Annotated in this window: 20 protein-coding genes; all 20 read right to left on the bottom strand. The window is 58.7% G+C overall.

Features of this window, described 5'->3' with window-relative positions:
- Nucleotides 1-49: 49 nt before the first annotated feature.
- Nucleotides 50-1,342 (bottom strand): preprotein translocase subunit SecY, encoded by a 1,293-nt coding sequence (gene secY / locus C6W55_RS03755; RefSeq protein ID WP_015253308.1) that lies wholly within the window; start codon nucleotides 1,340-1,342, stop codon nucleotides 50-52.
- Nucleotides 1,342-1,782, bottom strand: a complete 441-nt coding sequence (rplO, locus tag C6W55_RS03750; protein WP_015253307.1) for a 50S ribosomal protein L15 — start codon at nucleotides 1,780-1,782, stop codon at nucleotides 1,342-1,344. The genes secY and rplO overlap by 1 nt, the downstream gene beginning before the upstream one ends.
- A 58-nt stretch (nucleotides 1,783-1,840) precedes the next feature.
- Nucleotides 1,841-2,026 (bottom strand): 50S ribosomal protein L30, encoded by a 186-nt coding sequence (rpmD, locus tag C6W55_RS03745; RefSeq protein ID WP_015253306.1) that lies wholly within the window; start codon nucleotides 2,024-2,026, stop codon nucleotides 1,841-1,843.
- Between the two features lie 13 nt (nucleotides 2,027-2,039).
- Nucleotides 2,040-2,537 (bottom strand): 30S ribosomal protein S5, encoded by a 498-nt coding sequence (gene rpsE / locus C6W55_RS03740; RefSeq protein WP_286891524.1) that lies wholly within the window; start codon nucleotides 2,535-2,537, stop codon nucleotides 2,040-2,042.
- Nucleotides 2,538-2,565: 28 nt separating this feature from the next.
- A complete protein-coding gene (gene rplR, locus C6W55_RS03735) occupies nucleotides 2,566-2,934 on the bottom strand; it encodes a 50S ribosomal protein L18 (RefSeq protein WP_015253304.1) in 369 nt (122 codons plus the stop codon).
- Between the two features lie 84 nt (nucleotides 2,935-3,018).
- On the bottom strand, nucleotides 3,019-3,561 hold the full coding sequence (rplF, locus tag C6W55_RS03730) for a 50S ribosomal protein L6 (RefSeq protein ID WP_015253303.1): 543 nt from the start codon (nucleotides 3,559-3,561) through the stop codon (nucleotides 3,019-3,021).
- Between the two features lie 28 nt (nucleotides 3,562-3,589).
- Entirely contained in the window at nucleotides 3,590-3,988 is a 399-nt protein-coding gene (rpsH, locus tag C6W55_RS03725) for a 30S ribosomal protein S8 (RefSeq protein WP_015253302.1), read from the bottom strand.
- Between the two features lie 33 nt (nucleotides 3,989-4,021).
- Entirely contained in the window at nucleotides 4,022-4,207 is a 186-nt protein-coding gene (locus C6W55_RS03720) for a type Z 30S ribosomal protein S14 (protein ID WP_015253301.1), read from the bottom strand.
- 25 nt (nucleotides 4,208-4,232) lie between these two features.
- Nucleotides 4,233-4,775: a 50S ribosomal protein L5 gene (gene rplE / locus C6W55_RS03715; protein WP_015253300.1), complete on the bottom strand. Its 543-nt coding sequence runs from the start codon at nucleotides 4,773-4,775 to the stop codon at nucleotides 4,233-4,235.
- 31 nt (nucleotides 4,776-4,806) lie between these two features.
- Complete coding sequence (gene rplX / locus C6W55_RS03710; protein WP_015253299.1) at nucleotides 4,807-5,160, bottom strand: 50S ribosomal protein L24; 354 nt, start codon at nucleotides 5,158-5,160, stop codon at nucleotides 4,807-4,809.
- A gap of 83 nt (nucleotides 5,161-5,243) precedes the next feature.
- Nucleotides 5,244-5,612 carry a 50S ribosomal protein L14 gene (rplN, locus tag C6W55_RS03705; protein WP_015253298.1) on the bottom strand — a complete coding sequence of 123 codons (369 nt, stop codon included), beginning with the start codon at nucleotides 5,610-5,612 and terminating at the stop codon, nucleotides 5,244-5,246.
- 41 nt (nucleotides 5,613-5,653) lie between these two features.
- A complete protein-coding gene (gene rpsQ, locus C6W55_RS03700; protein ID WP_015253297.1) occupies nucleotides 5,654-5,917 on the bottom strand; it encodes a 30S ribosomal protein S17 in 264 nt (87 codons plus the stop codon).
- Nucleotides 5,918-5,978: 61 nt separating this feature from the next.
- On the bottom strand, nucleotides 5,979-6,176 hold the full coding sequence (gene rpmC, locus C6W55_RS03695; RefSeq protein WP_015253296.1) for a 50S ribosomal protein L29: 198 nt from the start codon (nucleotides 6,174-6,176) through the stop codon (nucleotides 5,979-5,981).
- The gene (gene rplP / locus C6W55_RS03690) at nucleotides 6,166-6,600 is read right to left on the bottom strand and encodes a 50S ribosomal protein L16 (RefSeq protein WP_015253295.1); all 435 of its coding nucleotides are present in this window, start codon (nucleotides 6,598-6,600) and stop codon (nucleotides 6,166-6,168) included. Before rplP ends, rpmC begins: the two co-directional genes overlap by 11 nt.
- Before the next feature lie 3 nt (nucleotides 6,601-6,603).
- Nucleotides 6,604-7,269 (bottom strand): 30S ribosomal protein S3, encoded by a 666-nt coding sequence (gene rpsC, locus C6W55_RS03685; protein ID WP_015253294.1) that lies wholly within the window; start codon nucleotides 7,267-7,269, stop codon nucleotides 6,604-6,606.
- A 12-nt stretch (nucleotides 7,270-7,281) separates the two neighbouring features.
- Complete coding sequence (rplV, locus tag C6W55_RS03680) at nucleotides 7,282-7,617, bottom strand: 50S ribosomal protein L22 (protein WP_015253293.1); 336 nt, start codon at nucleotides 7,615-7,617, stop codon at nucleotides 7,282-7,284.
- Between the two features lie 82 nt (nucleotides 7,618-7,699).
- Nucleotides 7,700-7,981 (bottom strand): 30S ribosomal protein S19, encoded by a 282-nt coding sequence (gene rpsS, locus C6W55_RS03675; RefSeq protein ID WP_015253292.1) that lies wholly within the window; start codon nucleotides 7,979-7,981, stop codon nucleotides 7,700-7,702.
- A gap of 108 nt (nucleotides 7,982-8,089) precedes the next feature.
- Nucleotides 8,090-8,920 carry a 50S ribosomal protein L2 gene (rplB, locus tag C6W55_RS03670; protein ID WP_015253291.1) on the bottom strand — a complete coding sequence of 277 codons (831 nt, stop codon included), beginning with the start codon at nucleotides 8,918-8,920 and terminating at the stop codon, nucleotides 8,090-8,092.
- Nucleotides 8,921-8,947: 27 nt separating this feature from the next.
- Nucleotides 8,948-9,241, bottom strand: coding sequence for a 50S ribosomal protein L23 (rplW, locus tag C6W55_RS03665; protein WP_015253290.1), 294 nt, complete (start codon nucleotides 9,239-9,241; stop codon nucleotides 8,948-8,950).
- Nucleotides 9,238-9,864 carry a 50S ribosomal protein L4 gene (rplD, locus tag C6W55_RS03660; protein ID WP_015253289.1) on the bottom strand — a complete coding sequence of 209 codons (627 nt, stop codon included), beginning with the start codon at nucleotides 9,862-9,864 and terminating at the stop codon, nucleotides 9,238-9,240. Before rplD ends, rplW begins: the two co-directional genes overlap by 4 nt.

Raw genomic sequence — 9,864 nt, 5'->3', positions numbered from 1 at the left:
CCGCGCGCGGCGTACGCCGTGCGAGTTCCGGCTGCCTGACCCGTGCCGATCACTTGTTGATGAACCCTTTGTAATGGCGCTTGATCAGCTGGCCTTCGATCTGCTTCATTGTGTCGAGCGCAACGCCGACAACGATGAGAAGCGACGTGCCGCCGAGCTGCACCGAACGGGGCAGACCCGAAATGGCGCCGAAGAATACCGGCAGGATCGAAACGGCCGCCAGGAAGATCGCGCCGAAGAGCGTGATCCGCGTAATGACACGGGTGATATAGCTTGACGTCGGTTTGCCCGGACGGATGCCCGGAATATAGCCGCCGTTCTTCTTCATCTGATCCGCCATCTGGATCGGGTTGATCTGCACGAACGTGTAGAAGAACGTAAAGCCGATGATCAGGATCACGTACAGCACCATGCCGAGCGGCTGGTCATAGTACAGGTTGGCGATGACCCACTCTGCCCATTGCTTGCCCCGCCAGAACGTGGCAATCGTGACCGGGAACATCAGAAGCGAGATCGCGAAGATGACCGGAATGACGCCGGCGCTGTTCACCTTGAGCGGGATGTGCGTCGACTGGCCGCCGTACATCTTGCGGCCGACGATCCGCTTCGCGTATTGGACCGGGATTTTCCGCACGCCTTGCTGTACGAAAATGACCCCGACGACAATCGCCACGACCGCAATCAAGATGAGCAGCACCTTGACGATGCTCAGGAACAGCTGATCGTTCTCCACGAACTCGGAAGCGTAGATCGTCCGGATCGCGCCCGGGATTCCCGCGATGATGCCCGCGAAGATGATGATCGAAATCCCGTTGCCGATGCCTTTCTCCGTGATCTGCTCACCGAGCCACATCAGGAAGGCCGTGCCGGCCGTCAGGACGATCGCGATCACCAGATAGGTCGTAAAGCTCGGATCAATGACCATCCCGTACTGATTCTGGAAGCCGATCGACGTCGCAAACGCCTGGATCAGACCCAGGATGACCGTGCCGTAACGGGTGATCTGCGCCAGCTTGCGCTTCCCGTTCTCGCCTTCTTTCGCCCATTCGGCGAATTTCGGAATGACATCCATGCTGAGCAGCTGCACGATGATCGATGCCGTGATGTACGGCATGATCCCGAGCGCGAAGATCGAGAACTGGAAGAGCGCGCCGCCGGAGAACGTGTTCAAGAGCCCGAAAATATCGCTGCCGCCTTTGGTTGCCTCGATCAGCGTGTCTCGATCGATGTTCGGTACCGGAATGAACGAGCCGATCCGGTAGACGATCAGGATCATCAGCGTGAACAAGATCCGTTTGCGAAGATCTTCCACTTTCCAGATGTTGGACAGGGTCCTGAACATTAGATCACCTCGGTTTTACCGCCGGCAGCCTGGATTTTCTCTACCGCAGATTGAGAGAACTTGTTCGCTTTCACGGTGAGGCCGACCTTGATCTCGCCGTTGCCGAGAATTTTGATGCCCGCCAGAGGATTTTTCACAATCCCTTGCGACATGAGCAGTTCGGGCGTAACTTCGGTTCCAGCCTCGAAGCGGTTCAGTTCCTCAATGTTGACAATCGCGTATTCCTTGCGGAACCGATTGTTGAAACCGCGCTTCGGCAGACGACGGTACAGCGGGTTTTGGCCGCCCTCGAAGCCCGGGCGTACACCGCCGCCGGAACGTGCGTTCTGACCTTTGTGGCCGCGGCCTGCCGTCTTGCCGTTGCCGCTGGCAATCCCGCGACCCACACGCTTCGGTGCCTTGCGGGAACCTTCTGCCGGCTTGAGCTCGTGCAGTTTCATCGTTCGTTGCACCTCCTTGCAAAATATGCAGCCGCAATCGGCTTATGTCCCGGCTTGATCAGCCTTGTACTTCTTCGACTTTGACCAGGTGCTTGACATGGTTCACCATGCCGCGGATGGCCGGATTGTCTTCCTTCACGACCGTCTGATGAAGCTTGCGGAGACCCAGGGCCGCCACGGTCGCGCGCTGCTTCTCGTTGCGGCCGATCAGGCTGCGAACGAGGGTGATTTGCAGTTTCGCCATCGATTACCCCTCCTTAACCCAGAAGCTCTTCGACGGTTTTGCCGCGGAGGCGCGCCACATCTTCCGCCCGCTTCAGGCGAGACAACCCTTCGATCGTCGCGTTGACCATGTTGGTGGAGTTGGAAGAACCGAGCGATTTCGTCAGGATATCGCCGATGCCTGCCAGCTCGAGCACCGCCCGGACCGGACCGCCGGCGATGACGCCCGTACCTTCGGATGCCGGTTTCAGCAGGACTTTGCCTGCGCCGAAATGGCCGATGACCTGATGCGGAATCGTCGTGCCGACGATCGGCACATAGATCAGGTTCTTCTTCGCGTCTTCGATGCCTTTGCGGATCGCATCCGGCACTTCGGACGCCTTGCCGATCCCCGCGCCAACCCAGCCTTTGCCGTCGCCGACGACGACGAGCGCGCTGAAGCTGAAGCGGCGACCGCCCTTGACGACCTTCGATACGCGGTTGATGTGCACGACCTTCTCGGTCAATTCTAACGTATTCGGATCTACACGCAAGTCATATACCTCCTTATCGAGAGATGGATCAGAATTCGAGCCCGCCTTCGCGCGCAGCGTCGGCCAGCGCCTGGATGCGGCCGTGATACAGGTATCCGCCTCGGTCGAACACGACTTTGGCCACGCCTTTCTCTTTCGCGCGCCGTGCGATCAGTTCGCCGACTTGGCGTGCGGCTTCGACGCTGCCGCCGTTGCCGATCTTGTCCCGCAGTTCCTTGTCGAGCGTCGATGCGGACGCGAGGGTGATCCCCTTCTCGTCGTCAATGAGCTGCGCGTAGATATGCTTCGAGGAGCGGAATACCGACAGACGCGGCCGTTCCGCCGTGCCGTTGATTTTCTTGCGAACCCGCAGATGCCGTTTCAGGCGGGCTTTGTTCTTGTCGATCTTCGTGATCATGCCAGGTTTCACTCCTTCCCGGGCTTATACGGCGTGCCGCCGCGGACGCTTGCCCGATGTACCGTCCTTCAGCGGCGCGGCCGATCATTTCTTCTTACCGGCCTTGCCTTCCTTGCGGAGAATCCGTTCGTCTTCGTATTTGATGCCTTTGCCCTTGTACGGTTCCGGCTCGCGTACGGCGCGGATCTTCGCGGCCGTTGCGCCGACGAGTTCCTTATCGATGCCTTTCACGACAATCTTCGTCTGCGAGGGCACTTCGAACTCGATGCCCTTGTCCGGCACGATCTCCACCGGGTGCGAGTAACCGACGTTCAGGACGATCTTGTCGCCTTGCTTGTTCACGCGGTAACCGACACCGACCAGTTCCAGGCTCTTGCTGAAGCCCTCGGTTACGCCGCTGACCATGTTGGCGATGACGCTGCGCGTCGTGCCGTGCAGGGAGCGGTGCAATTTATCGTCGGAAGGACGCTCGACCGACACGGCGCCGCCATCGACAACGACTTTCATGTCTTTATGCAGCTCGCGCGTCAGCGTACCCTTCGGACCTTTCACGGTAATGACATTGCCGTTCAGCGTGATGTCCACGCCGCTCGGAATGGCGATCGGTTTGCGGCCGATACGAGACATGTCGACACCTCCAATCGTTATAGCGGTCTTACCACACGTAGCAGATGACTTCGCCGCCCGTTTTCAGTTGGCGGGCCTGCTTGTCGGTCATGACGCCCTTGGACGTCGAGAGAATCGCGATGCCCAGACCGCCGAGCACGCGCGGAATTTCGTTCGCTTTCGTGTAAACGCGCAGACCCGGCTTGCTGATGCGCTTCAGCCCGGTGATGACACGTTCGTTGTTCGGTCCGTACTTCAGGAAGATGCGGATGATCCCCTGCTTGTTGTCTTCGATATATTCGGCATCGCGGATGAAGCCTTCATTCTTCAAGATCTCGGCGATCTGCCGTTTGATCTTCGAAGCCGGCATTTCCACGGTTTCGTGACGTACGGTGTTCGCGTTGCGGATACGCGTCAGCATATCTGCAATCGGATCGGACATAACCATTGGTTCGAGAACCTCCTTCCCGTGCCGGGTGAATTACCAGCTCGCTTTTTTCACGCCCGGAATCTGTCCCTTGTAGGCCAGTTCACGGAAACAGATCCGGCAAATCTTGAATTTCCGGAAGACGGAATGCGGACGGCCGCAGCGTTCGCAGCGCGTGTAAGCCCGCACTTTAAACTTCGGCTTGCGCTGCTGCTTCACTTTCATCGACGTCTTCGCCATAGGGTTCGCACCTCCTGCCTTCGGATTACTTCGCGAACGGCATGCCCAGCTGGGCCAGCAGCTCACGAGCTTCTTCGTCCGTCTTGGCCGTCGTGACGATGACGACGTCCATACCGCGCACCTTGTCGATCTTGTCGTACTCGATTTCCGGGAAGATCAGCTGCTCTCTCAAGCCGAGCGTGTAGTTGCCGCGTCCGTCGAACGCCTTCGTCGAGACGCCGCGGAAGTCGCGAACCCGCGGAAGCGCGACATTGAACAGTTTGTCGAGGAAGTAATACATCCGGTCGCCGCGCAGCGTCACCTTCACGCCGATCGGCATGCCCTCGCGGAGCTTGAATCCCGCGATCGATTTCTTCGCCCGGGTGACGACCGGTTTCTGGCCGGAAATCAGCCGCAGGTCTTCGACGGCCGCATCGAGCACTTTCGGGTTGCCGACCGCTTCGCCGACGCCCATGTTGATGACGACCTTCTCGACCTTCGGCACTTGCATGACCGTTGTATAGTTGAACTTCTGCATCAAAGCAGGCGTGATCTCGTTCAGGAATTTATCCTTCAGTCGTACTGCCATTCTTCACACGGACCTCCTTTCGTCTCGCGGATTAGTCGATGACTTCTCCGGAACGCTTCGCGACCCGGACTTTCTTGCCGTTCTCCAGCACCTTGTAGCCGATGCGCGTCGGCTTGCCGGTCTTCGGGTCGACATGCATCACGTTCGATACGTGAATCGGCGCTTCTTGTTCGATAATGCCGCCTTGCGGATTTTGCTGCGAAGGACGCGTATGCTTCTTCACCATGTTCACGCCTTCGACCAGCACCCGGTTCTCGCGCGGGAAAGCTGCGATGACGCGGCCTTTTTTGCCCTTGTCCTTGCCCGTGATGACGATGACCGTGTCATCCTTCTTCACGTGCAGCTTGTTGTTGTGCGACTCGAGAACTTTCTTCAGCCTGGGCATTCGTTACACCTCACTTCGACTGCAGGATTGGCTTGACGTTCTTGTTGAAGAGCGGTACGTTCCCGCTCTTGTGTGCTGTCCGATCAGATGACTTCCGGCGCCAGCGAGATGATCTTCATGAAATCCTTGTCGCGGAGTTCACGTGCGACAGGTCCGAAGATCCGCGTGCCGCGCGGGCTCTTGTCTTCCCGCACGATGACGGCGGCGTTCTCGTCGAACGAAATATAGGAACCGTCTTTGCGGCGCACAGGGCGTTTCGTGCGGACGATGACAGCTTTCACGACATCGCCTTTCTTGACAACGCCCCCGGGTGTTGCGGACTTGACGGAACATACGATCAGATCGCCGATGCGGCCCGTGCGGCGTCCCGTGCCGCCCAGAACGCGAATGCACATCAGTTCCTTCGCGCCGGAGTTGTCGGCAACGGCCAGGCGAGTGAACGGTTGAATCATGCTAGCGTCCTCCTTTCGGGAAAATGAAACCGAACATTACCTTACAGCACGACGGCTCTTTCGACGATTTCGACCAAACGGAACCGTTTGTCTTTCGACAGCGGGCGCGTTTCCATGATCTTCACGATATCGCCGATCTTTGCTTCGTTGTTCTCATCGTGCGCTTTGTATTTCTTCGTGTACTTGATCCGCTTGTGGTACAGCTTGTGCTTCTTGTACGTCTCGACCGCCACGACGATCGTCTTGTCCATTTTGTCGCTGACGACCCGTCCGATCTCCACTTTGCGGGAATTGCGTTCGCTCATGGTTTTCCTCCTTCCTCATCAAGAGAGGTTCGGTTCTTGCGGATGCTTACGGGCTTAAGCTTCAGCTGATGCCCAGTTCGCGTTCGCGGATGACGGTCTTCGCACGCGCAATCGCCTTGCGCACGTCGCGGATGCGCGTCGGGTTCTCCAGCTGGCCGGTAGCCAATTGGAAGCGAAGGTTGAAAAGCTCTTCCTTGTAGCCGGAAATCTTTTGTTCAATTTCGGCCGTCGTCAGGTTGCGGAAGTCGTTAGCTTTCATTTGCTTCACCACCCGCTTCTTCTCGTTTCACGAACTTCGTCTTCACCGGAAGCTTGTGGGACGCGAGACGCATCGCTTCACGAGCGACTTCTTCGGATACGCCCGCAAGTTCGAACATGATCTTGCCCGGTTTGACGACTGCTACCCACTTCTCGACGTTACCTTTACCGGAACCCATCCGGACTTCCAGCGGCTTCTGCGTGATCGGCTTGGACGGGAAAATCTTGATCCACACCTTGCCGCCCCGCTTGATGTAACGGGTCATCGCGATCCGCGCCGCCTCGATCTGCCGGTTCGTGATCCATGCCGGCTCGAGCGCCTGCAGACCGTATTCGCCGAATGCTACTTCCGTGCCGCCTTTGGCGCGGCCTTTCATTTTACCGCGTTGAACCTTGCGGTGTTTGACGCGCTTCGGTATCAACATGGGTCAGTTGCCTCCTTCCTGGACGGCAGCTTTCTTTCTCGCCGGGAGCACCTCACCGCGGTAGATCCATACTTTCACGCCGATGCGGCCGTAAGTCGTATGGGCCTCCGCCGTGCCGTAATCGATGTCCGCGCGCAGCGTGTGCAGCGGCACCGTGCCTTCGGTGTACCCTTCCGTACGGGCGATTTCCGCACCGCCGAGACGGCCGCTGACGCTGGCCTTGATGCCCTTCGCGCCGGCGCGCATCGTCCGCTGGATCGCCTGTTTCAGCGCGCGGCGGAACGAGATGCGGCGTTCAAGCTGCTGAGCGATCGATTCCGCGACAAGCGTCGCGTCCAGATCCGCTTGTTTGATCTCCAGAATATTGATGTGGACTTTCTTGCCCTTCGTAATCTTCGTCAATTCTGTGCGAAGATTTTCGACTTCCGCGCCGCCTTTGCCGATGACCATGCCCGGCTTCGCGGTGTGGATCGTCACGTTGACGCGGTTCGCCGCCCGTTCGATCTCGATGCGGGAGACCGCGGCGTCTTTCAGTTTCTTCTTCAGGAAATCACGGATTTTGACGTCTTCAAGCAGAAGGTCGCCGAAGTCTTTGCCGGCGTACCATTTGGATTCCCAATCCCGGATGATTCCGATGCGGAGACCGACCGGATTGACCTTTTGACCCACACGTGTCCCTCCTTATTTTTCAGATACCACCAGCGTAATGTGGCTCGTACGTTTCTTGATCGGGAATGCGCGGCCCTGGGCGCGGGGACGATACCGTTTCAACGTCGGCCCCTGGTTCACGTATGCCTGGGAAATGTAGAGCCGTTCTACGTTCATCTGGTAGTTATGTTCTGCATTCGCGACTGCCGAATTGAGCAGCTTTTCCACGATCGGGGATGCCGCCTTCGGCGTATGGCGCAGAATCGCGATCGCTTCACCCACGCTCTTGCCGCGGATCAGATCCACGACGAGCCGTGCCTTGCGCGGCGCGATGCGCACATAGTTCGCGTGTGCCTTCGCTTCTGGCATGGAAGAAACCTCCTCTCATGACATAGGCCTGTTCCGGCATGAACCGCTTGAGGCTGTATGTTCAAAACCGGCAGGCGCCGAATTATCTTCTGCCCGTCTTCTTGTCGTCGTCGGTGTGGCCTTTGAACGTACGCGTCGGCGCGAATTCGCCGAGTTTGTGGCCCACCATGTCTTCCGTTACATAAACCGGCACATGCTTGCGTCCGTCGTAGACGGCGAACGTATGGCCGACAAATTGCGGAAAAATCGTGGAACGGCGGGACCAGGTCTTGATGACGGCTTTCTTGTTGCTTGCGTTCAGTTCTTCGACTTTCTTCATCAGGTGATCGTCGACGAACGGTCCCTTCTTCAGGCTGCGACCCATCGGTGTTCCTCCCTTCGCTTAAATCGAGACCAAAGCCCGCCGGATCCGCGCGGGCGCTTCATGCGGCCCCCGCGCGGGTGCCAAGCTATCTACGCGGCGGGCGTTCGATCACTTCGTGCGGCTGCGAATAATGTACTTGCTCGACGCTTTCTTCTTCTTGCGCGTCTTGTAGCCGAGCGTCGGTTTGCCCCACGGCGACATCGGCGACTTGCGGCCGATCGGAGCGCGGCCTTCGCCGCCGCCGTGCGGGTGGTCGACCGGGTTCATGACGACACCGCGGACCGTCGGACGTCTGCCGAGCCAGCGGCTGCGGCCGGCCTTGCCGATCTTGATCAGCTCGTGGTCTTCATTGCCGACCGAACCGATCGTCGCGCGGCACGTCTTCAGGATGCGGCGCATTTCGCCGGACGTGAGACGGACAACGACATACTTGTCCTCTTTGCCGAGCAGCTGCGCTTCCGTACCGGCGGCGCGCACGAGCTGGCCGCCTTTGCCCGGGCGGAGCTCAATGTTGTGGATGACCGTACCGACCGGGATGTTCTCGAGCGGCAGCGCGTTGCCGACCTTGATGTCCGCGTTCGGACCGGACATGATCTCGTCGCCGACCTTCAGACCCTTCGGCGCGATGATGTAACGCTTCTCGCCGTCGACATAGTGAATTAGCGCGATGTTCGCCGTGCGGTTCGGATCGTATTCGATCGTCGCGACCTTGCCGACGATGCCGTCCTTGTTCCGTTTGAAGTCGATGATCCGGTATTTCCGTTTATGGCCGCCGCCGTGATGGCGGACCGTGATCTTGCCCTGGTTGTTGCGGCCCGCTTTCTTCTTCAGCGGCGCAAGCAGCGATTTCTCCGGGCGGTCCGTCGTAATTTCCTCGAACGTCGAGACCGACATGGCGCGCCGGGCCGGAGAAGTCGGTTTGTACTTCTTGATGGGCACGAATATCCCCTCCTTGTCTCAACAGAATCAGACGGACGCCTCGAAGAACTCGAGTTCCTTGCTGTCCGGGCTGAGCTGCACGATCGCTTTCTTCCATTCGCTCGTGTAGCCCTCATAACGGCCGTAGCGCTTCGGCTTGGCCGGAACGCGCATCGTGTTCACTTTCACGACCTTGACCTTGAAGATCTGTTCGACGGCGGACTTGATTTCCGTCTTCGTCGCCTTCAGATCCACTTCGAACACATAGCGTTTGTTCGCCATCAGTTCGCTCGACTCTTCGGTGATGACCGGACGTTTGATGATGTCGCGCGGGTCCTTCATTGCGCCAGCACCTCCTGTACTTTCAGTGCCGCGTCCTTCGTCATGATGAGCTTGTCGTGGACCATGACGTCACGCACATTGATGCCGTCAGCCGCAATGAATTTCACACCCGGAATGTTCCGTGCGGAAAGCGCCACGTTGTCGTCGTATTCCGCCGTCACGACAAGCGCCTTGCGGTCGACTTTCAGATTGTTCAGGATGCCGGCGAAATCCTTCGTCTTCGGCTTGGCGAGCTTCAGCTCATCCAGCACGATCAGTTCGCTCGCCCCCACTTTCGCGGACAGCGCCGAGCGGATCGCCAGCCGGCGGACTTTCTTCGGCAGCTTGAATCCGTACGTGCGCGGCAGAGGACCGAACACGGTGCCGCCGCCTTTCCATTGCGGAGCCCGGATGCTGCCTTGACGGGCGCGGCCCGTTCCTTTCTGTCTCCAGGGCTTGCGGCCGCCGCCGCTCACTTCCGAACGCCCCTTCGTTTTATGCGTACCGCGGCGCTCGGCGGCTTCCTGCAGCACGATCGCGCTGTGCAGCGCATGCACGTGCGGCTCGATTCCGAATACCGCATCGGACAGCTCGATCTCGCCTACCTGCGCCCCGCTCACATTGTATACTGCTACTTTCGGCAT

The sequence above is a fragment of the Thermobacillus sp. genome (assembly GCF_003390775.1).
Taxonomy (GTDB): Bacteria; Bacillota; Bacilli; order Paenibacillales; family Paenibacillaceae; genus Thermobacillus; species Thermobacillus xylanilyticus.
This window is presented reverse-complemented; position numbering and strand designations above follow the sequence as displayed.

Bases quoted from the DNA above. Each gene is read 5' to 3' on its own strand.
- rplE (WP_015253300.1), bottom strand. From the start codon at position 4,775: ATGGCAGTACGACTGAAGGATAAATTCCTGAACGAGATCACGCCTGCT.
- rpsH (WP_015253302.1), bottom strand. From the start codon at position 3,988: ATGGTTATGTCCGATCCGATTGCAGATATGCTGACGCGTATCCGCAAC.
- rplP (WP_015253295.1), bottom strand. From the start codon at position 6,600: ATGTTGATACCGAAGCGCGTCAAACACCGCAAGGTTCAACGCGGTAAA.
- C6W55_RS03720 (WP_015253301.1), bottom strand. From the start codon at position 4,207: ATGGCGAAGACGTCGATGAAAGTGAAGCAGCAGCGCAAGCCGAAGTTT.
- secY (WP_015253308.1), bottom strand. From the start codon at position 1,342: ATGTTCAGGACCCTGTCCAACATCTGGAAAGTGGAAGATCTTCGCAAA.
- rplF (WP_015253303.1), bottom strand. From the start codon at position 3,561: ATGTCTCGTATCGGCCGCAAACCGATCGCCATTCCGAGCGGCGTGGAC.
- rplV (WP_015253293.1), bottom strand. From the start codon at position 7,617: ATGCCAGAAGCGAAGGCACACGCGAACTATGTGCGCATCGCGCCGCGC.
- rpmD (WP_015253306.1), bottom strand. From the start codon at position 2,026: ATGGCGAAACTGCAAATCACCCTCGTTCGCAGCCTGATCGGCCGCAAC.
- rplW (WP_015253290.1), bottom strand. From the start codon at position 9,241: ATGAAGGACCCGCGCGACATCATCAAACGTCCGGTCATCACCGAAGAG.
- rplR (WP_015253304.1), bottom strand. From the start codon at position 2,934: ATGATCACGAAGATCGACAAGAACAAAGCCCGCCTGAAACGGCATCTG.
- rplO (WP_015253307.1), bottom strand. From the start codon at position 1,782: ATGAAACTGCACGAGCTCAAGCCGGCAGAAGGTTCCCGCAAGGCACCG.
- rplX (WP_015253299.1), bottom strand. From the start codon at position 5,160: ATGCCCAGGCTGAAGAAAGTTCTCGAGTCGCACAACAACAAGCTGCAC.
- rpmC (WP_015253296.1), bottom strand. From the start codon at position 6,176: ATGAAAGCTAACGACTTCCGCAACCTGACGACGGCCGAAATTGAACAA.
- rplN (WP_015253298.1), bottom strand. From the start codon at position 5,612: ATGATTCAACCGTTCACTCGCCTGGCCGTTGCCGACAACTCCGGCGCG.
- rpsQ (WP_015253297.1), bottom strand. From the start codon at position 5,917: ATGAGCGAACGCAATTCCCGCAAAGTGGAGATCGGACGGGTCGTCAGC.
- rplD (WP_015253289.1), bottom strand. From the start codon at position 9,864: ATGCCGAAAGTAGCAGTATACAATGTGAGCGGGGCGCAGGTAGGCGAG.
- rpsS (WP_015253292.1), bottom strand. From the start codon at position 7,981: ATGGGTCGCAGCCTGAAGAAGGGACCGTTCGTCGACGATCACCTGATG.